The organism is Micromonospora sp. BRA006-A (genome assembly GCF_033433935.1).
Classification (GTDB): domain Bacteria; phylum Actinomycetota; class Actinomycetes; order Mycobacteriales; family Micromonosporaceae; genus Micromonospora; species Micromonospora aurantiaca.
Map to the genome: position 1 here is coordinate 5568192 of NZ_JANCLW010000001.1, position 20672 is coordinate 5588863.

At 73.9% G+C, this 20672-nt stretch carries 13 protein-coding genes; 1 reads left to right on the top strand and 12 read right to left on the bottom strand.

All coding sequences use genetic code 11. The annotated features are described in order from the left end of the window. Positions 1–141: 141 nt before the first annotated feature. From NMK34_RS25340 to prmC, 4 genes are all read right to left on the bottom strand, one after another. Positions 142–2250, bottom strand: a complete 2109-nt coding sequence (locus tag NMK34_RS25340) for a transglycosylase domain-containing protein (protein WP_318335488.1) — start codon at positions 2248–2250, stop codon at positions 142–144. Between the two features lie 116 nt (positions 2251–2366). Continuing rightward, positions 2367–2978, bottom strand: a complete 612-nt coding sequence (locus NMK34_RS25345; RefSeq protein WP_262013862.1) for a phosphotyrosine protein phosphatase — start codon at positions 2976–2978, stop codon at positions 2367–2369. Beyond that, positions 2979–3623 carry an L-threonylcarbamoyladenylate synthase gene (locus tag NMK34_RS25350; RefSeq protein WP_013288268.1) on the bottom strand — a complete coding sequence of 215 codons (645 nt, stop codon included), beginning with the start codon at positions 3621–3623 and terminating at the stop codon, positions 2979–2981. It lies immediately after the preceding gene. Next, on the bottom strand, positions 3623–4513 hold the full coding sequence (prmC, locus tag NMK34_RS25355) for a peptide chain release factor N(5)-glutamine methyltransferase (RefSeq protein ID WP_412098968.1): 891 nt from the start codon (positions 4511–4513) through the stop codon (positions 3623–3625). The genes NMK34_RS25350 and prmC overlap by 1 nt, the downstream gene beginning before the upstream one ends. A 130-nt stretch (positions 4514–4643) precedes the next feature. On the opposite strand from prmC, the gene NMK34_RS25360 reads away from it, so the two are divergent. Then, complete coding sequence (locus tag NMK34_RS25360; protein WP_318335490.1) at positions 4644–6197, top strand: GGDEF domain-containing protein; 1554 nt, start codon at positions 4644–4646, stop codon at positions 6195–6197. Positions 6198–6264: 67 nt separating this feature from the next. On the opposite strand, the gene prfA is transcribed toward NMK34_RS25360, so the two are convergent. The 8 genes from prfA to NMK34_RS25400 form a co-directional block, all read right to left on the bottom strand. Continuing rightward, positions 6265–7353, bottom strand: a complete 1089-nt coding sequence (gene prfA / locus NMK34_RS25365) for a peptide chain release factor 1 (RefSeq protein ID WP_318335491.1) — start codon at positions 7351–7353, stop codon at positions 6265–6267. A gap of 88 nt (positions 7354–7441) precedes the next feature. Beyond that, entirely contained in the window at positions 7442–7666 is a 225-nt protein-coding gene (rpmE, locus tag NMK34_RS25370) for a 50S ribosomal protein L31 (protein WP_046563792.1), read from the bottom strand. 317 nt (positions 7667–7983) lie between these two features. Continuing rightward, a complete protein-coding gene (locus tag NMK34_RS25375) occupies positions 7984–11412 on the bottom strand; it encodes a phosphodiester glycosidase family protein (RefSeq protein ID WP_318335492.1) in 3429 nt (1142 codons plus the stop codon). 141 nt (positions 11413–11553) lie between these two features. Continuing rightward, on the bottom strand, positions 11554–13635 hold the full coding sequence (gene rho / locus NMK34_RS25380) for a transcription termination factor Rho (protein ID WP_318335493.1): 2082 nt from the start codon (positions 13633–13635) through the stop codon (positions 11554–11556). A 336-nt stretch (positions 13636–13971) separates the two neighbouring features. Then, on the bottom strand, positions 13972–14874 hold the full coding sequence (gene thrB / locus NMK34_RS25385; RefSeq protein WP_318335494.1) for a homoserine kinase: 903 nt from the start codon (positions 14872–14874) through the stop codon (positions 13972–13974). Between the two features lie 64 nt (positions 14875–14938). Next, positions 14939–16183, bottom strand: coding sequence for an MFS transporter (locus NMK34_RS25390; RefSeq protein WP_318335495.1), 1245 nt, complete (start codon positions 16181–16183; stop codon positions 14939–14941). Between the two features lie 9 nt (positions 16184–16192). Next, positions 16193–17014, bottom strand: coding sequence for a polysaccharide deacetylase family protein (locus NMK34_RS25395; protein ID WP_318335496.1), 822 nt, complete (start codon positions 17012–17014; stop codon positions 16193–16195). A 117-nt stretch (positions 17015–17131) separates the two neighbouring features. Further along, entirely contained in the window at positions 17132–20377 is a 3246-nt protein-coding gene (locus tag NMK34_RS25400) for an efflux RND transporter permease subunit (protein ID WP_318335497.1), read from the bottom strand. Positions 20378–20672: the final 295 nt, after the last annotated feature.

Below are 20672 nucleotides of genomic sequence, written 5' to 3' on the forward strand. Positions count from 1 at the left end.
CTCCCCGCTCCCGCGATCTTGCACTTACGGCCCCGCCCGCGTCCGTTACGAACCTTCTGCCGGGGCGAAAAGTGCAAGATCGGCGGGGCGGGGCGGGGCGGGGCGTGGTGGGCGGTGGGCGGTGGGCGGTGGGCGGTGGGGTCAGTTGCCGGTGCGCGGGCTGGTGTGCTGGAAGGCCACCGCCTGGCCGGGCGGGACGAAGTCCCGTACCGGCTCGTCGCGCAGCGACCACGCGAGGATGCGGCCCACGGCGGCGATCTGCCGCTTCTGCACGCCGCCGCCGACCGCGTCCCGGGGGTCGTCCGGGTTCGCCGCGATCGTCGCCACGGAGAGCTGCGGGGTGAACGCGACGACCGTCTCGGTGGCGTTCCGCTCCGAGCTGCCGGTCTTGCCCGCCACCGGCCGGCGCAGGCCAGGGGCCAGTTCCTCGGCCGTGCCGCCGTCGCAGCGCCGGTACATCGACTGGTCGCCGACCGGGCAGCGGCTGGCGTCGGCCGCCGCGCGGGCGACCTCGGTGTCGAGCACCTGCCGGCAGTCGGTGTTCCCGGCGGGCACCGCCCGGCCGCCCGGGTCGGTGATCGAGGTGACCGGCGTGGGCCGGCACCAGGTGCCCTCGGCGGCCACCGCGGCGTACGCGCCGGCCAGGTCCAGCGGCGTGGTGGCGGAGACGCCGAGCGTGAACGGTCCCCAGCTCTTGGCGCCCTCGCGGGCCATCCGGGCGTCGGCCGGGGCGCGGAACACGATGCCCAGCCGCTGGGCCATCTCGACCACCCGGTCCGCGCCGACCCGCTCGGTCAGCCAGGCGAAGTACGTGTTCACCGACCGGCCGAACGCGTCCCACATGTCCCGGTCGCCGTCCATCCAGTACGTGTTGGCGTTCTCCGGGCACCACCGGCCGCCGCAGCTCGCCGGGCCGGCGCCGACCGGGTACTGCGTCACGTAGACGCGCGGCGCGTCGAACTCGGTGTCCAGCGGCAGACCCGACTCCAGCGCGGCCAGCAGCGCGAACAGCTTGAACGTGGAGCCTGCCTGGTAGCCGGTGATGCCGCCACCGCCGGCCACGAGCTGGTTGACCGTGTTCGGGTAGTTCTGCTGCCCGTCCGGGTTGGCGGCCGTGCCGTAGGTGCGGTTCACCGCCATGGCCAGCACCCGGCCGGTGCCCGGCTGCACCACGGCGGTCGGCGCCGCCCGCGCGATCGTCTCCGGGTAGATCGCCCGCACCTGCTCGCTCGCCTTGGCCTGCACGTCCGGATCGAGTGAGGACACGATCTTCCAGCCGCCCCGGCGCAGCGTCCGCTGCCGCTCGTCCACGTTCTCGCCGAACGCCGGCTGGGCGTTCCACCACTGGGTGAACCAGTCGCAGAAGAAGCCCCAGTCGTTGTGGTCGGCGGGCACCGCCGCGCAGTCGTTCGGCGTGGTGTTCGGCTTGAGGGCCAGCTCGGTGGCCTTCGCCGCCTCGGCGTCGGCCGCGCTCACCCGGCCCGTCTCCACCATCCGGTCCAGCACGTACGCCCGCCGTTGCCGGGCCGCTTCCGCGTCGCCGTTGATCGGGTCGTCGGCCGGGGACCGGACCAGCCCGGCGAGCAGCGCGGCCTGGGCCAGCGTGAGCCGCTCCGGGGTGGTGGAGAAGTAGCGCTTGCTGGCCGCGGCGATGCCGTACGCCCCGGCGCCGAAGTACGCGATGTTCAGGTAGCGCCCGAGGATCTCGTCCTTGCTGACCTGCCGTTCCAGCGTCAGCGCGTACCGCATCTCGCGGATCTTGCGCCCGACGGTGATCTCGGTGGCGGCGGCGCGCTGCTCCTCGGTCAGCCGGGTGTCACCGGCGAGCGCGTTGCGCACGTACTGCATGGTCAGCGTGGAGGCGCCCTGGCGGGTGCCCTCGCGACGGTTGGCCGTGAACGCCCGCGCCACGCCGCGCACGTCGACGCCGTGGTGCTCGTAGAAGCGCACGTCCTCGGCGGCCACGATGGCGTCGCGCATCACCGGTGCCACCTCGCCGACCGGCACGTCCACCCGGTCCTCGACGTAGAACGAGGTGATGAGCGTCCGCCCGTCGTTCGCATACAGGTTGGACCGCTGTGCCGGCTGCGGTGTCTTGAGCGCCTCCGGCAACGCGGTGTACGGCATCAGGTTCTTCACGCCCAGCCCGAAGACCAGCGCGGCCGGCAGCGCGGCTGCGGCCAGGGCCAGTCCGGCGAGCACGCCGGCGAGCACAACGGTGAACAACTTGTCGAGATAGGCCCGGTTCATCAGCTCTCCCCGCAGGAGCCGGCCGTACGGACCCGTTCAGAATGACCGGAATGGCCGCTTTCGCCGCCATCTTCCGCGAAATGCGCAGGAAGTTCGCGAGGAAGGATGAACCGCGATCAGGGGAGCAGGACGGCAGCCAGCGGCTGCACGGTCTCCTCGATCTCGTCGGCGACCCGGCTGAAGCACTGGTCGCCCCGGCCCCACGGGTCGTCGAGATCGTCGGTGGGCAGCGCGGAGGCGTTCTGCCGGGCCGCGTCGACGGCCGCGACGAGGGCGGTGCCGCGGGCGTACACGGCGTCCGGCGTCGGCTCGGCCGGCGGCAGGGCGGACCGGTCCAGCGCGCCGAGCAGGCGGCCGAACTCACCGAGCACGAACGTGCGCGCGGCGGCGTCCGGCCGCAGCGCCACCACGTACTCCTGCTGGTCGGCGGTGGCGGTGAGCACCAGGTCGGCGGCGTCGATCAGGTCGGAGCGCAGCCGCCGGGCGGCGAACCCCTCGGTGTCACCGCCACGCGAGATCACCTGCCGGGCGGCGGGCGGGTTCATCTCCTCCCCCGCGTGCCAGCCGCCGGTGCCGGCGCTGTGGCTGTGCACGAGCGCGTCCGACCCGGCCGGGTCGACGTCGAGGCGGGCCAGCCGCTCCCGGACCGCGAGCAGCAGCAGCCGCTCGGCCATCGGTGACCGGCAGATGTTGCCCATGCAGACGTGCAGGACGGTGAAGGGCGGCACTCAGACCCCCCGCTCGTCGAGGATGTCCGGCACGACCTCGCGCAGCTTCGCCAGCGTCACCGCGCCCTCGCGCAGCACCCGCGGCACGTCGCCGGTCAGGTCGACGATGGTGCTCGGCACCGGGTCCACCGCCGGCCCGGCCTCCAGGTACGCCCGGACGCCGTAGCCGAGCTGGTCACGCGCCTCCTCGGCGGTGAGCGCGGCGGGCTGGCCGATCTTGTTGGCCGACGCGACGGCCATCGGCCCGGTCTCCCGCAGCACCTCCAGCGCGACCGGGTGCAGCGGCATCCGCACCGCCACCGTGCCGCTGGAGTCGCCCAGATCCCAGGCCAGGCTCGGCGAGTGCTCCACGACGATGGTCAACGCGCCGGGCCAGAACGCCTCGACCAGGTCGCGGGCCGCGCCGGGCAGCGAGAAGACCAGGCCGTCGAGCGTGTGCCGGGAACCGATGAGCACCGGGGGCGCCTGCCGGGCGCCACCCTTCGTGTCCGCCAGGGCCTTCACCGCGTACGGGGTGAAGGCGTCGGCCCCGATGCCGTAGACCGTGTCGGTCGGCAGGACGACGAGTTCCCCGTTCTTGACCGCCTCGATGGCAGCGGCGATGCCGCGGTCCCGGTCGGCGGGCGACCGACAGTCGTAGAGCATCACGAGGAGTCAGTCTGCCACGCCCGGGCGGGCTCGGCGTGGGTGCCGTCCGCCCGCCGGGACGCGCTCGCCCAGCGCGGCCGCCCGGCGAGGTCCCGGTGCTCCTCGACCCGGTCGTAGCGGCCGTCGCCACGCAGCAGCGCGGGCACCGCCGCGGCGTGCGTGTCGTCGTGCTCGATACCGATCGCGCCGCCCGGGCGCAGCAACGCGGCGGCCCGGCCGACCACCGGCCGGATCACGTCCAGCCCGTCCGCGCCGCCGAACACCGCCTCGTCCGGGTCGTGCCCGGCCACCTCCGGCGGCACCGTCACCGACCTCGGCACGTACGGCGGGTTGCACAGCAGCACGTCGACCCGCCCGGCCAGGCCGGCCAGCAGGTCCGGATCGGTCACGTCGGCCGCCACCACCTCGACCGGCCGGTCCCCGGCGGCGGCCCGGTCCGCCGCGTTGCGCCGCAGCCACGCCAGCGCGGCCGGGGACCGCTCCACCGCCACCACCCGCGCCGCCGGCACCTCCTGCGCGACAGCGAGGGCGATCGCGCCGGAACCGCTGCACAGGTCGACCACGAGCGGCGCGGCGTGCTCCCGGGCCCGCTCGATCCCCCAGCCGGCCAGCAGTTCGGTCTCCGGCCGGGGCACGAAGACGCCCGGCCCGACCGCCAGTTCCAGGTGGCGGAAACCGGCCGAGCCGAGCAGGTGCTGCAACGGCTCGCGGGTCACCCGCCGCCCGACCAGCTCGTCGAGGCGGTCGCGCTGCGCCGGGGTGAAACCGTCGGCGAGCGCCAGCCGGCCCCGCGGCACGTCGAGGACGTACGCGGCGAGTTGCTCGGCCTCGGCGCGGGGCGCCTCGACGCCCGCCGCGGCGAGCGCACGCGCCACCCGGTTGATCACCAGCGAGGGCCGTTCGCGTTCTGTCCCTTCGGACGGGTGTTGCGGGAGTGCGGTCACGCAATAATCATGAGGCGTCGCGGCTCACCTCACGAGCGGGTGCGTCCGGGCGCACACCGCAGGGAGGTCGCGAGTGGGCTGGCTCGACCAGGTCGAGGACCAGGTTGACGCTCTCCGACGCGCTCGGTCACTCCAGGAGGCCAGCCGGTCCGCGGAGGCGTGCGCCCTGCTCGACCGCGTCATCCGCACCACGGACGACCCGTACGCCCGCGCCGACGCGCTCGTGCAACGCCTGTCCGCGCTGATCAACCTCGGCCGGACCGCCGAGTTCACCCGGGCCGTCGAGGACGCCTCCGCCGCCGTACGGGATCTGGCCGAGCCCTACCTGCACGGGCACCTCAACGCGCTGGCCGCACTCGCCGCCCACCACCAGGGCGCGCTGGACAGATGCGTGATGCACCTGGTCCGGGCCGCCCGCGCGCTCGGCGCCGACGACACCCCCGACCGGGACACCGCCTGGGGCTGGCACGACCTGGCGATGGCGTACTCGTACCTGAGCTTCCACGGTCACGCCCTCGGCGCGATCGAGCGGGCCCGGGAGGTCGGGCTCAGCGTCGGCATCCCCGAGGAGACGTTCGCCGCGCCCGGCATCCGGCTGCGCAACGCGGTCGCGCTCGACCACAACGGCGACAGCGACGGCTGCCTGCGCGTGCTGCGCGACGTCGCCGGTGACCTGGCCCGGTTCCTGCGCGGCGGGCGGGCCGGCAACCTGCGCCCGAGCAGCCTCGCCGCGTACGGCTACGCCGCCGCCCGCCGGGCCGCGCTCGGCGACCGGGTGGAGTCCGCCGGGGACGCCGACCCGAACCGGCTGCTCGGTCACGGCGGGGACAGCGCCCGCGCCCGCGACCTGCGCCAGCTCGGCCAGGTCTGCCTCGCGGTGGCGGCCGGCCGCCCGATCGAGGCGGTCACCCGGCTGGACGCGCTGCGGGTCTCCGACGAGACGCTCGGCTCGGCCGAGCCGCCCCGGCTGCGCAGCATCGCGCTGGCCCGGGCCGGGGACCACGCGGGCGCGCACCGGGCCGACCGGCACGCGTTCCGGCTCGCGGCGCGGCGCAGCGACCGGCTGCGGGACGTCTACATCGACGGCATCGCCGCGCGGATCGACCACGAGGAGATGCGCCGCGAGGCGGCCCGGTACGAGGGCGAGGCGCTCACCGACCCGCTCACCGGCCTGCCCAACCGGCGCCGGCTGGAGCGCTACCTGGGCGCCGTGGTGTCCCGGGGCGAGCGGGTGGTGATCGGCGTCTGCGACCTCGACGGGTTCAAGGCGGTGAACACCCGCCACGGCCACCACTCCGGCGACCTGGTGCTGCAACGGGTCGCCGGGGTGATCAACCGGGTGATGCGGCGGGGCGACTTCGTGGCCCGCTACGGCGGCGACGAGTTCGTCGTGGTGCTGCCCGACACCGGCATGCCGGAGGCGGTCGAGGTGGCCCGCCGGATCGAGGCGGCGGTCCGCACCGAGGACTGGGAGTCCCTGGTCCCGGGCACGCCGGTCGGGGTGACCATCGGCTTCGCCGAGGTGGACGGCAGCACCACGGTGAGCGTCCGGGAGGCGCTCGGCACCGCGTTCGAGCTGGCCGACCGGGAGATGCTGCGCGCCAAGGCGCGGCTGCGGGCGAGCTGAGCGGTAAGGAAGGGCCCCCTGTTAACGCCTCCGGTAGAGGAAGGGCCCCCGCTTAACACCCCAGCGGTCAGCGGCGGGACAGCTCCGTCTCGCCGGCCAGCCGGGCCGCGCGGTCCGCCTCGGTCAGCGCGTCGAGCACCCCGTCCAGCTCGCCGGCCAGCGCCAGGTCCAGGTTGTACGCGGTGTAGCCGATGCGGTGGTCGGTGATCCGGTTCTGCGGGAAGTTGTAGGTGCGGATCCGCTCGGACCGGTCCACGGTGCGGACCTGCGCCTTGCGGGCGTCCGAGGCCGCCGCGTCCGCCTGCTCCTGGGCGGCGGCGAGCAGCCGGGCGCGCAGGATCCGCATGGCCTGCTCCCGGTTCTGCAGCTGCGACTTCTCGTTCTGGCAGGAGACCACGATGCCGGTCGGCACGTGGGTGATCCGGACCGCCGAGTCGGTGGTGTTCACCGACTGCCCACCGGGGCCGGACGAGCGGAACACGTCGATGCGCAGCTCGTTCGGGTCGATCGTGACGTCGACGTCCTCCGCCTCGGGCAGCACCAGCACACCGGCGGCGCTGGTGTGGATGCGGCCCTGCGACTCGGTGACCGGGACGCGCTGCACCCGGTGCACGCCACCCTCCCACTTGAGCCGGGACCAGACGCCGTTGCCGCCCTCCGGCACGCCCTTGCTCTTGATCGCCAGCGAGACGTCCTTGACGCCGCCCAGGTCGGAGTCCTGCGCGTCGATCACCTCGGTGACCCAGCCGTGCCGCTCGGCGTACCTGGTGTACATCCGCAGCAGGTCACCGGCGAACAGCGCGGACTCCTCGCCGCCCTCGCCTGCCTTGATCTCGACGATCACGTCCTTGGCGTCGTGCGGGTCGCGCGGGATGAGCAGTTCCGCGAGCCGTTCCTCCAGCGCCGGCAGGGAGGCTGCGATGGCGTCCGCCTCACCGGCGAACGTCGCGTCCTCGGCGGCCAGCTCGCGGGCCGCGGCCAGGTCGGCGCGGGCCTGCTCCAGCTCGCCGGCCGCCTTGTGCAGCGGGACCAGTTCGGCGTACCGGCGGCCGACCCGCCGGGCGGTGCCCTGGTCGGCGTGGATGGCCGGGTCGGCCAGCCGCCGCTCCAGCTCGGCGTACTCGTCGAGGAGTGCGGCCAGACGCTCACTGCTCATGCTGCGGATGCTCCTTGGAGATGGAACCGGCACAAACGGACGAACGCCCGTGCCCGGCAGGAGCCGGACACGGGCGTCGTCGACGGAGCTACTTGGCCTTCTTGGCCTGAACCTTGGCGTACTTCTGCTGGAACTTCGCGACCCGGCCGGCGGTGTCCAGCACGCGCTGCTTGCCGGTGTAGAACGGGTGGCAGGCGCTGCAGGTCTCGACGCTGATGGCGCCGCCCTTGGCGGTGCTGCGGGTCGTGAAAGAGTTGCCGCAGGAGCAGCGGACCTCGGTGGTCACGTACTCCGGGTGGATGTTGGGCTTCATGTCGCCTCGGTCCTTTCGTCGGTGGTCGCCGGGTCGCCGTCGGTGCTCCCCGTCGTCACGACGGGCTCGGGCGTGAACCGGAACCGGTGGCCGATTGACCAGTCTGCCACGGGCGTCTTCCACCCGGCACAGGAGGTCCGCCACCTCCAACGCCGGCCCACCCGCCAGCATTCCCACCCCCACCCCACCCACTCCCCCACCCTCCACGCCCCGGGCCGGCCCCACCCCGTCGATCATGAACTTGACCGTCTTTCCTGTCGCTTTTGTCCGGGCCAACTTCATGATCGACGGGGCTGGGGCGGGGTGGAGGCCGGGGGTTACGGGGTCGTCGTCACCTGGGTTTCGGCCTTCACTCCGTTCACCGTCACCGTGAGCTGCACCTGGGCGCCGGGGCGCAGGGCGGTCAGCGTGCCGGTGGCCGGGTCGAAGCGGGCGGCGTGCCACGGGCGTACGCCCGCCGTGCCGCCGATGTGCAGGTTCGGCGAACCGGACCAGTCCGCGCTGACCGGCGCGGCCACCGGCACCTGCCGGCCGCTGGGCTGGGTGAGCGTGGCCGTGACGTCGGCCGGCGTACGCCGGGACACCTGCGCGGGTGCGGTCAGCGCGAGCCGGTCGACGTGCGCGTGCATCTCCGCGCCGACCCACTCCGGGCCCTCGGCCAGCGGGTCACGACGGGCCCGCTCGGCCTCCCCCGGTGTCACCGGGTCCACCCCGAACTCGGTCCACCCGGTGAACCCGCCGAGCGCCGCCGGGGTGGACGGATCCTTGCCCGAGTTGCCGTTGATCACGTACGGCACGCCGTCCACCCGGTCGGCGTGGAACGTGCCGACGTGACCGTTGACCATGACCGCGCCCTTGCCGGTGCGGTGCTGGAAGTCGGCCAGCCACTGCTCGACCAGTGCCGCCTCCTTACGGTCGCCGAGCTGGCTGGCCTCGGCCGGGCTCGGGTCGCGCGGCGGGTGGTGGAAGAACACCGCCACCGAGCCCACCGAGCGGTCGGCGGCGGCCTGGTCGAGCGTCCGGCGCAGCAGCTCCACCTGGTCGAACCCGCCGCCGCGCAACGAGCCGGTGGCGGTGCTCAGCGTGAGGAAACGGGTGCCCCGGTGGTCGAAGACGCGCGAGGTGTCCCCGAAGACGCTGCGGAAGTTGTCGATCGGCGCGCCCATGATCTCGTGGTTGCCGGGCACGTAGTGGTACGGCACCTCACCGCCCAGTTCCTCGTCCAGGATGCGCTTGGCCAGCGTGAAGTCGGCCGGGTAGGCGGTGTCCACGAAGTCGCCGTTGATGATGAGGAAGTCCGGGCGGGCGGCGCGGACCTCGCGCAGCGTACGGCGGGCCTGGGCGACCAGGTCGCTGTCCGGGTTCGCGGCGACGAACTGGGCGTCGGAGAGCACCGCGAAGCGCCAGGGCGCCCCGTCCACAGTGCCGTCGCGCAGCACCACCCGGTCGGTGCGGTTCGGCTCGGGCGGCGCCTGCACGTCCGGCGGCACCCGGGCCACCAGGTCGTCGATCACGACCTCGCTGCGGTACTGCTCGGCCGGGTCGGTCTCGGCCACGTAGAACCGGCGCACCCGCACCGGGTACTGCACGCCCGGCGGTACGGCGAACTCGACGTACTTCCAGCCGGTCCAGTCCAGGTACGGGCCGCGCAGCACGAACTGGGTGTCCTGCGCGTCGTGCAGGTGCAGGCTGGGCCACTCGCCGGTGCCGTTCGCCTTGATCCACATGCCGAACGCCTGCGGCTGGCCCGGTACGTCGATCCAGGCGGGCGGGTCGGCGTACGCGGCCCGGGTGCCGGTGGACTGGCTGAAGTCGTACGACATCCGCAGCCCGCCCCCGGTGTGCCCCTCGGCCGGCGCGACCGACCCGGAGGCGCGGGCCTGGCTGAACTTCCAGGACGCCGCGTCGTCGAACCCGGCCACCGGCACGTCGGTCAGCCCGACGGTGACCGGCAGGACCGTGGTGCGGTTGCCGACCCGCGCGGTGACCAGTGCCGAGCCGGTCGCGGCGAGCGCCGTGACGGACAGGTTGCCGTCGGCGGTGGGGGTGACGGAGAGCAGGTCGCTGTCGTACTCCAGCGTCATGTCGGCCGGCTCGATCGGCGCGGTGTTGCCCTCGGCGTCGTAGCCGACGACGCCGAACACGCCGCTGTCGCCGGCCCGGTCCAGGCCGACCCGGTCGACGGTGCCGTCGATGCGCGCGAGCGGGCCGAGCACCGTCAGCTCGATGGTGCCCCGGGCTCGCCCGCGGGCGGCGGTGACGGTGCTGCGGCCGGGGACGGCGGCCCGGAACACGCCGTCGCCGTCGACCCGTCCGTGGGTGGCGTGCCAGCGCGGCTCGCCGGCGGCCGGGCCGTACGTCTCGTCGTATCCGGCGGCGGTGAGCCGGCGGGTGAGGCCGGGGAAGACCCGGTCCGGCCGGCCGCCGCGCACCGGTGCGACACCGGGTGCGGCGGTCGGGTCGCTGGCGGTCTCCAGCCAGTAGCCGGTGAGCCGGCCGCTGCCCTTCGGCGCGTAGACGGCGAGCCCGTTGGGCACCGGCCGCTCGCTGCCGTCGGACGGGCTGTTCTCCACCTGGACCGTGGCCGCGCCCGGCTCCCGGGCGAGCAGCGTGGAGGAGCCGCCGCCGTCGAGGTTGAGCGCGTTCGCGGCGCCCAGCTCGGCCATCATGCGGCCCATCTCGGTCTGGGTGACGCCGCGGCTGTCCACCTGCCGGCCGTCCACCGTCAGCATGATCATCTTGCGGCCGTCGGCGGAGAACCCGACGGCGGTACGCGGGGCCAGCGACGCGTCGGCGATGCTCTGCACCACGCCGTCGCGCACGAGCACGTTGCCGCCGCCCACGGCGGCGCGCAGGTCACCGCCGTCGGAGGCCCGCGGCCGCCAGGTCAGGTCCACCGCGTCGCCGGGACGCAGCGCGGCGAGCGCGTCGGCGCCGGCCTCGCGGCCGAGCAGCACGGTGCTGCCGGCCGGGATCGGCCCCTCGCCCGCCGTGGTGGCGACGCTCGCCACCCGGCCGCCGGTCACCGTCACCTCGACCGTCCGGGTCGCGCCCTCCACGGCCCGCTTGCGGGTGTACGACCCCCAGAGCGGCGTGAACACTCCGACGCCGTCGCGCTGCACCATGTTGTTGAACTGGGTGAGCGGCACCGGCCCGGCGGGCAGCGTCGCGGTGCCCTCGAAGCCGACCTGGACGACCCGGCCGATGCCCTGGGCGCTGATCCCGACGGCGTTGGGGTGCCCGGCGACGGGCGACTGCACCAGTTCGCCGGAGCGGACGCCGACGCCCTGGGCGGCACCGGAGTTGTTGATGTCGAAGAAGTCCCCGTTCACCGCCGCGACGGCACGGGAGCGGTCCACCGCGGCGCGCAGCGGCTCGTCCTTGGTGACCTCACCGGAGTTCACGTAGTCGACGGTGAGCCCGCCGGCCAGGTCAGCGGTGAGGGCGTCGGCGCGCAGCCAGCCGGCCGCGTCGTACCTGTCGAAGGAGGTCAGGTCGAGGCCGGGCGCGACCGGCCGGGTGGTCTTGGCGGTCTCCAGGCCGCCGGCCGGTTCCACACCGGCGAGCGCGACGGCGGAGTCGGGACGGGACGAGGCGCTTGGCGCGTCCTCGGCGGCGGTGGCGCCCGGCGGCGCGACGGCCGGCGGCGCGGCGGTGGCGGCGGACGGTGCCGGCGCGGTGAGGGTCAGCAACGGCGTCAGCAGCAGGACGCCGGCGAGGCGGGCGGGTCGACTGCGGGTTCGCATGGACGACAGTCAACCCGACGGTGAACAGAAGTTTCAATACCTAGCGGCTTAACCGTAGAAAAACTTCACGACCTGCGACCCGGTACGCGACGAGGGGCACGGCCGATGCGGCCGTGCCCCTCGTTCGCCGGATCCGTCAGCTCACTCGCCCGGAGTGGACTTCGCGATCTGCATCAGGAACTCGATGTTGGTGCGGGACTGCTTGAGCCGGTCCAGCAGGAGGTCGAGCGCCGCCTGCGAGTCCAGCGAGTGCAGCACCTTGCGGAGCTTGTGGATGATCGCCAGCTCCTCCGGCGCGAGCAGGACCTCCTCCTTGCGGGTGCCGGAGGGGTTGATGTCGATCGCCGGGAAGACCCGCTTGTCGGCGATCTTCCGGTCCAGCTTCAGCTCGGCGTTACCCGTGCCCTTGAACTCCTCGAAGATGACCGTGTCCGCCATGGACCCGGTCTCCACCAGCGCGGTGGCGAGAATGGTCAGCGAACCGCCGTTCTCGATGTTGCGCGCCGCGCCGAGGAAGCGCTTGGGCGGGTAGAGCGCGGTGGAGTCGATACCACCCGACATGATCCGGCCGCTGGCCGGCGCCGCCAGGTTGTACGACCGCCCGAGCCGGGTCACCGAGTCGAGCAGCACGACCACGTCGTGGCCCAGCTCGACCAGGCGCTTCGCCCGCTCGATCGCCAGCTCCGCCACCGTGGTGTGGTCCTGCGGCGGGCGGTCGAACGTGGCCGCGATGACCTCGCCCTTCACCGACCGCTGCATGTCGGTGACCTCTTCCGGCCGCTCGTCGACCAGTACCACCATCAGGTGGCACTCCGGGTTGTTGCGGGTGATCGCGTTCGCGATCGCCTGCAGCACCATCGTCTTACCGGCCTTCGGCGGCGACACGATGAGCGCCCGCTGGCCCTTGCCGATCGGCATGACCAGGTCGATCACCCGGGTGGTGAGGATGTGCGGCTCGGTCTCCAGCCGCAGGCGCTCCTGCGGGTAGAGCGGCGTGAGCTTGTAGAACTCCGGCCGGCGCTTCGCCTCGTCCGGCTCCATCCCGTTGATGGTGTCCAGCCGGACCAGCGGGTTGTACTTGTCGCGCCGCTGCTCGCCGTCCCGCGCGGCCCGCACGGCGCCGGTGATCGCGTCACCGCGGCGCAGGCCGTACTTCTTGATCTGGGACATCGAGACGTACACGTCGTTCGGGCCGGCCAGGTAACCGGTGGTCCGGACGAAGGCGTAGTTGTCGAGCACGTCGATGATGCCGGCGACCGGGACGAGCACGTCGTCCTCGCCGACCTGCGGCTCGCGGCCGCCACCGCTGTCGCCCTCGCCCCGCTCGCCGCGGCCGCGACGACGGTCCCGGAACCGGCTGCGCCGGCCCCGCCGGCCGCCGCCCTCGCCGTCGTCGTCGCCGTCGTTGTCCCGCTCGGCGCGCTGACCACGGTCGTTGCGGTCACCCCGGTCGTTGCGGTCGTTCCGGTCGCCGCGCTCGTTCCGGTCGTTGCGCTCGTTGCGCTCGCCCCGCTCGTTGCGGTCGCCGCGCTCGGCCCGCTCGCCGCGCTCGGCGCGGTCACCACGGTCGTTGCGGTCACCCCGGTCGTTGCGCTCGCCACGCTCGGCCCGCTCGGCCCGCTCGCCGCCACGCTCGGCCCGCTCGCCGCCACGCTCGGCCCGGTCACTGCCGCGCTCACGGCCCCGGCCCTCGTTGCGCTCACCGCGCTCGGCCCGGTCACCGCCACGCTCGGCGCGCTCGCCGGTCTCGGCGGGCGCCTCCTCGGCGCGCGTCGTCTCAGCCGGCCGCGCCTCGGACGCCGGCACCTCGGCCGGACGGGCCTCGGTGGTCGCGGCGGCGGCCCGGCTGCGGCGTCCGCGGGTACGACCCTCGGTCACCTCGGCGGCCGGCGCCTGCTCGGCGGGGCGTGCCTCGGCCCGCTCCTCACGGACCTCCGCGTGCACCTCCTCACGGGCGGGAGCAGCAGCAGCCGCCACCTCGGCTCGCGGTCGAGGGGTTCCGGCCGCGCCGCCCTGCTGCCGCTCGGTGATGGCACTGATCAGCTCGCCCTTGCGCATGCGAGCGGTACCAGAGATGCCGAGCGACGCGGCCAGGCTCTGCAGCTCCGGCAGCAGCATCGCCGACAGACCGGTGCCGCTCCGCCGGCGGCGCGTGGGGGCGGCGGTGGTGGCATCGCCAGCGACGTTGGAAACATCCGACGTCACGTCGGTGGTGTCGCTCAATGGATTCCTTCCCTCGATAGGCCGGGCTGCCCGGAGTCGTGGAACCAGGTGGCCGGGCGGCCTCGGTGCACCCGCCTCGCATGGACGCGTCGCGGGAGTCTGTGACACAGCAGCCGGTGGTTTCCCGACTCACCACCATCGGTGAGCAGGTCTCGCCGTCTGCGGCGACCTGTGGAAACTGCGGTGCGGCGTGGGCCTTGAGCAGGGGTGACGGGCTACCGCCGAGAGCTTCGGGGGTGCGCCGAACCGCAGGAAGATCGCATGCTTCGCGGCTGTGCTAGGTCTAGAGCGTAATCGCCTCGTCCGACCTGCGGCAACAGGGCCCCGCTCGGCGTGTCAAAGTCTACCCCGGATGACCCGGGCACCGCTGACATCTATCGGCAACTCCCACCGGCGCCAATCTGTTCCCAGCCGGAATCCCGCCGGAACCTCGGTGAGCGCCAGCACCGTCGGGCCCGCCCCACTGACCACAGCCGCCACACCGGCCGCACGCAGCTCAGCGACGAGCGCCGCCGTGGCCGGCATCCCCGGTGCCCGCTGCTCCTGGTGCAACCGGTCGACCGTGGCCGGCAGCAGCAGCGCGGGATCAGCGGTCAGCGCGTGCACCAGCAGGGCCGCCCGGCCCGCGTTCGACGCCGCGTCGGCATGCGGCACGGTGGCCGGCAGCGCCGCCCGGGCCACCGAGGTCAGACCCCGCTCGGCGGGCACGAAGACGGTCGGGCGCACGGCCGGCGCCACCGGCAGCGAGACCGCCCGCGCGCCGCCCGGCTCCGTCCAGGCGATGGTGAAGCCGCCGAGCAGGCAGGGCGCGACGTTGTCCGGATGCCCCTCCAACTCGGCCGCCAGGCGCAGCGCGGCGTCGTCGTCCATCCGCCGCTCCCCGCCTGCAACCAGCGCGCGGGCCGCCAGCACCCCGGCCACGATCGCCGCGGACGACGAGCCGAGACCGCGAGCCTGCGGGATGCGGTTGACGCACTCCAGTGCCAGGCCGGCCGGCTGCGCGCCGAGCGCGTCGAAGGTGGCCCGCATGGCGGTGACGATCAGATGCCGCTCGTCCGACGGGAGCTCGCCGGCGCCCTCGCCGGTGACCGACACCCGCACGCCGCCGTCTGTCACCTCGGCCGTGACGTCGTCGTGGCGGCCCAGGGCCAGCCCGAGCGCGTCGAAGCCGGGGCCCAGGTTGGCGCTGGTCGCGGGCACCCGGACCCGCACCGGGCCGGTGGTGAATGTGGTCGGCACCGGCTCATGCTAGGACGTCACCCCGACAGCCCGGCCGGACCGCCCGGAGCGTGGGACCGGCGTGTCAGGCGGTGCGCTCGGGGGTCGGCGTGTCCACCGGGTCGGTGAGCGAGAGCCGCCGGGTGGCGAACCGCCAGCCGATCGCGTACACGACGGTGACCAGGCCGCAGCCGGCCAGCACGGTGCGCTCGTCCACCCGGTCCACCACGAGCGCCACCACGAGCTGGCTGACCGCGATGGCGAGTGTCGCCAGCATCATGTCGGTGGCGAAGACCCGGCCCCGGAGGCGGTCCGGCACCTCGCCCTGCAACGCGTAGTTGGACAGCACCCAGTTGCTGCCGCCGCCCAGGTGGGCCAGGAACACCAGGACCAGCACCAGCGGGAACCAGGTCACCACCGACGCACCCAGGTAGGCCAGGCCGTACAACGACATGGACAGCGCCAGGCCGGTGAGCAGCCAGGCCCGGTTGCTCAGCACCCGGCGCATCATGATCGGGCCGACCAGCGCCCCGGCGCCGCGGGCGGCGAAGAGCAGACCGGCGCCGACCGCGCCGACCCCGTACACCCCGGCGAGCAGCGGGAAGACTGTGAGCACGCCGTTGCCCAGGCCGACCGCCGACTTGACAGTCACCAGCGCCAGCACCCGCGGGCGGTGGGCGATGTAGCGCAGCGCCTCCCGGATCGCCGCCCACGTGCGCGGCACCGTCGCCGCCGGGTCGCGCGGCGCCTGCAACGGCCGGCGGATCAGCGCGGCCAGGCCCGCGGCGGCGACCAGGCCCACGGCGGCGACCCAGAAGCTGGCGTACGGGCCGGCGGCGGCGCTCAGGATCCCGCCGAGCGAGGCGCCGACCACTGTCATCGTGCCCCACGCCGAACCGGCCACCGCGTTGCCCGCGGCCAGGTCCTCCGGGTCGACCACGTTCGGCAGCGCGGCCTGGGCGGCCGGCGAGTAGAACGCCTTCGCCACCGCCACCAGCGCGATCGCCGCCAGCGCCAGCCACGCCGTACCGGCACTACGCACGCCGAGCAGCAGCAGCACCCCGGCCAGCGCGCCCACGTTCGCCACCATCATCACCTTGCGGCGGTCGAACCGGTCGGCGATCGTTCCGGCGTACGGGAGCAGCAACGCGGTCGTGCCGGTGTCCACCGCCAGCACCAGCGCGCCCCAGACGCCGCTGCCGGTCAGGTCGGGCAGCAGCACCAGCAGCGGCACCATGACGAACCAGTCCGCCCCGAAGACGACCAGCTCGGCGAGGAACAGATGGCGGAAGTCGCGGTTGCGGACCAGGACCGACAGGGTGGGTGACACGCGGGCACCCTACCGGGCCGCCCGTGTGGCGGCAGCGCGGCGCAGCAGGTCGGAGACCGTGACGAAGGTGTATCCCCGGGCCCGCAGACCGTTGATCATGTCGGGCAGGCCGCGGAGCGCGACGAGCCGGGTGTCGTTGCCGACGTCGTGGCCGAGCACGATCGTTCCGGGGCGCACGTCGGCGACGATGCGGCGGGCGTGGCCGGCCGGGTCGTGCGGGAACTCGCTCTCGACCATCTGGAGCGTCCAGAGCACCAGTCGGTAGCCCAGCCGGGCCGACGCGTACAGCACCGAGCCGCCGAGGTGCCCCCAGGGCGGGCGCAGCAGCCGGGGTGCCGACCCGGTGGCCGCCGTGATCGCGTCGTGGCTGCGCCATAGGTCGTCGTAGACCGTCGCGGCGTCCATCCGGGCCAGGTCGCGGTGCGCCCAGCTGTGGTTGCCGACCTCGTGGGCGTCCATCCGGCCGCGGACCAGCGCGGCGTGCTCGCGGGCCCGTTCACCGACCAGGAAGAAGGTGGCCGGCACCCGGTGCTCGGCGAGCGTGTCGAGCACCATCGGGGTCCACTGTGGGCGGGGGCCGTCGTCGAAGGTGAGCGCCACCAGGGGCTCTTCGGTGCGGACGCCCCAGACGACCTGCAGCCCGCCGGTGCCGACCTCCTGGTGCCGGTTGCCGAGCGTGGCGCTCGCCGGCCCACCCGCGATCGGGAGCCTCCGGTCGGCCACCCAGGTGCTCTCGGCGGTCGCGAAAGAGCCGACCACGGCCCCGCCGAGCAGCAGCGCGGAGCGGCGCAGCACGGCACGCCGATCCCACCGGCCCGCTCCCCCCGCCATCGCACCCCCGAACCGAAAGTAGGCAGTAGCTCACCGAGCGTACCGCCCGACCCGGTTCCGGTGTGTCCCGCGCGCCGAGGTGCCGGGAGGGGCCCGCATGGGCCCCCTCCCGGTCCGTCACTCGGTCGGCGGCAGCGGCGACTGGCGGCTCTTGGGCAGGCGGAGCACCTCGAACTGGTCGGTGCCGTCGACCAGCGCGCCCGACGGGCGGGCCGGCGGCGGCGCCACCACGCCCCGCTCCTCGGCGCGCTCCCCGCCGCCGGCCGCCACCGGCACCGGGTCCGGCTCCGGTGCCGGCTCGACCGGCTCGGGAGCACCACCACGCCGCCGGTTCCGGAACGAGCCCTTGGTGTGCTCGACCATCGTGTAGAGCGTCGGCACCAGCACCAGCGTCAGCAGCGTCGAGCTGAGCAGGCCACCGATCACCACGACCGCCAGCGGCTTGGAGATGAAGCCGCCCTCGCCGGTCAGGCCGAGCGCCATCGGCAGCAACGCGAAGATGGTGGCGACGGCGGTCATCAGGATCGGCCGCAGCCGGCGCCGGCCGCCCTCCACCACCGCCTCGGTCACGTTCATGCCCTGGGCCCGGTACTGGTTGATCAGGTCCATCAGCACGATCGCGTTCGTGACCACGATGCCGACGAGCATGAGCACGCCGATCAGCGCCGGCACACCCAGCGGCGTACCGGTGACCAGCAGCAGCCCGATCGCGCCGGTCGCGGCGAACGGCACCGAGATCAGCAGGATCAGCGCCTGGGTCAGACTGCGGAACGTGGCCACCATGATCAGGAAGACGATCGCGATGGCCGCCAGCACCGCGAGACCGAGATCCGCGAACGCGTCGGCCTGGTCGGCGCTGACGCCGCCGATCACGTACGTGGCACCCGGTACGTCCAGCGCGTCCAGCCGCTTCTGCAGCTCCTGCGTGGTGGCGCCGAGGTTCGAGCCGGTCGCCGTGCCGGTGACCGAGACGCTGCGCTCCCCGTCGATCCGGGTCACCTGCTGCGGGCCGTCGACCTGCTCGACGTCGGCGATCGCGTCCAGCGGCACCGCGCCGACCCGCAGCGCCCGCAGCTCGTCGACGGTCAGCGGCGGCCGGGCGCCGCTGCTCAGCACCACGCTCTGCGCCGTACCGTCGAGCGTCACCTGCCCGAGCGGCGCACCCCGGTACGTCTGCGCGACGAGCTGCCCGACCGCCGCCTCGGTGAGACCCGCGCGGGCCGCCGCCACCCGGTCCACAGTCACCTCGACGCGCGGCACCTGCGTGGCCAGGCTGCTGGTGACGTCCTCCACGCCCGGCGTGCCGGCCATCGCGCCCCGTACCGCCTCGGCCGCCCGGGTCAGCGTCTCCTGGTCGGCGGCCTGCACGACCACCTCGACCTGGTTGGCGGAGGCGTTCTGCCCGCCGCCGAACGTCAGCTCGCCCACCTCCGCGCCGAGCGCGTCGAACTCCTTGCGCAGGTCCTGCCGTACCGCCGTGGCGTCGGTGTCGTCGGACAGCGACAGCGACCAGGTGGCCCGGTCGCTGCCGCCGCCGGCGAACGGGTTGTCCCCACCACCGGCGCTGACCTGGTAGGTCTCCACCCCCGGGGTGCGCCGCAGCACCTCCTCGACCCGCGCGGCGGCCCGGTCGGTGCCGGCGAGCGACGTGCCGGCCGGCATCTCCTGCCGGATGGCGAGCGTGTCCTGGCCGGAGTCGTCCAGGAAGTTGGTCTCCAGCTTCTGCGCCAGGCCGAACGTGCCCAGCAGCACGAGCAGGCCCAGGCCCACAGTGGCCCAGCGGGTCTTCCGGGAGCGGGTGGCGAAGTCGATCACCGGCAGGTACGCCCGCTGCAACGGGTTACGCAGCTCCTTCTCCTCGGCGGCCCGCCGGGCGGCGGCGTCGTCGGCACCGCCGCGCGGCCGCAGGAACCAGTACGCCAGCACCGGGATGACGGTGAGCGACACCAGCAGCGAGGCGAGCAGCGCCACCGTCACGGTGATCGCGAACGGCGCGAACAGCTGCCCGACGAAGCCGCCCACCAGGGCGATCGGCGCGAACACGGCGACGGTGGTGAGCGTGGACGCGGTCACCGCGCCGGCCACCTCACGGACCGCGGTGAGGATCGCGTCGCGCTTCGGTTCGCCGTACTCCAGATGGCGTTTGATGTTCTCCAGCACCACGATGGAGTCGTCCACCACCCGCCCGACGGCGATGGTCAGCGCGCCGAGGGTGAGCAGGTTCAGCGAGTAGTCGCCGGACCAGAGCACGATCAGCGCGACCAGCACCGACAGCGGGATGGACACCGCGGTGACGACGGTGGAGCGCACCGACAGCAGGAACACCAGGATCACCACGACGGCCATGACCAGGCCCAGCAGGCCCTCGGTGGTCAGGCTCTCGATGGACTTCTCGACGAACGGGGCCTGGTCGAAGACCACTGTCAGCTCGGCGCCGGAGGCCTTCGACAGCTCGTCCAGCCGGTCCCGGATCTCGTGCGAGATCTGCACCGCGTTGCCGTCCGGCGCGGCGGTCACCGCGATGCCGAGGCTGGGCTTGCCGTTGGTCCGGGTGAACGAGGTGGCCGGGGCGAGCTGCTGCTCCACGGCGGCCACGTCGCCGAGGCGTACCGGGGCGGCGGGAGCCGTGGTCAGCACGATGCCGCGCAGGTCGTCGATGGTCCGGATCGGCGTGCCCACCTGCACCGGCAGCGACCGGTCGCCGTCGGCGAGCGCACCCGCCGGCACGGCCACGCCGTTGCTCTTGAGCGCCGACGCGATGGCGGTCGGCGCCACCTTGGCGGCGGCCAGCTTCGCCGGGTCCGGCGTGATCGTCACGACCTGATCGCGCGCGCCGGTGACGTCCACCGAGCGGACGCCGTCCAGCGCCTCCAGCTCCGGAACGACGGCGTTGCGCAGCTTCTCCGCCAGCGCCCGCTCGTCGCCGTCACCGGTCGCGGCGACCACCACTGCGGGCAGGTCGTCGGTGCTACCGGCGATGACCTGCGGGTCGACGCCCTCGGGGAGCTGGGAGTCGATCCGGTTGAGCGCGGTCTCCATCTTGTTGACGACGTCGTCCAGGTCGGTGCCGAACTCGTACTGCACCTGGACCGTCGCCGCGCCCTCGCGCGAGGTCGAGGTGACCTCGTCGAGGCCCGGGATGCCCTTGAGGCTGTTCTCGATCGGCTCGGCGACCTGGGATTCCACGATCTCCGGCGCGGCGCCCGGGTACGTCGCCACGATGAACGCGGCGGGGAACTCCAGCGACGGCAGGAGCTGCTGCTTCAGCGACGGCACGGCGAACAGGCCGAAGGCCGTGGTCACCAACGCGACGAGGGCGATCAGCCCTCGGTTGGCGAGGCTGAATCTGGCGAGCAGCGACATCGGCGTTACTCACTCCTGGAGAGGTGTCCGGCAGGGGGGTGTCTGAGTCTGCCGCACGCCCCGACACTCCCGGCATCCGCCCCAGCCGATGACACTTCCGCGCTCGGGGGTCGCCCGCGCCCGCCTTGATCGACACCAGCTCGCCGAAGTGGCTGCATTCCACCCACCCTGATACCGCCACCTCCCCGAAGTGAAGTCGATCAGGGCGGAGAAGGGGCCCCGGAAGTGGGGCCCAGAGGGAAGCGCGGAGGCACCGTGAGGTCCAGCGGAGTGCGTCACCCGAGGCACCCCGGGG

Bases quoted from the DNA above. Each gene is read 5' to 3' on its own strand.
- NMK34_RS25375 (WP_318335492.1), bottom strand. From the start codon at position 11,412: ATGCGAACCCGCAGTCGACCCGCCCGCCTCGCCGGCGTCCTGCTGCTG.
- NMK34_RS25400 (WP_318335497.1), bottom strand. From the start codon at position 20,377: ATGTCGCTGCTCGCCAGATTCAGCCTCGCCAACCGAGGGCTGATCGCC.
- NMK34_RS25340 (WP_318335488.1), bottom strand. From the start codon at position 2,250: ATGAACCGGGCCTATCTCGACAAGTTGTTCACCGTTGTGCTCGCCGGC.
- NMK34_RS25350 (WP_013288268.1), bottom strand. From the start codon at position 3,623: ATGCTCTACGACTGTCGGTCGCCCGCCGACCGGGACCGCGGCATCGCC.
- rpmE (WP_046563792.1), bottom strand. From the start codon at position 7,666: ATGAAGCCCAACATCCACCCGGAGTACGTGACCACCGAGGTCCGCTGC.
- prfA (WP_318335491.1), bottom strand. From the start codon at position 7,353: ATGAGCAGTGAGCGTCTGGCCGCACTCCTCGACGAGTACGCCGAGCTG.
- NMK34_RS25395 (WP_318335496.1), bottom strand. From the start codon at position 17,014: ATGGCGGGGGGAGCGGGCCGGTGGGATCGGCGTGCCGTGCTGCGCCGC.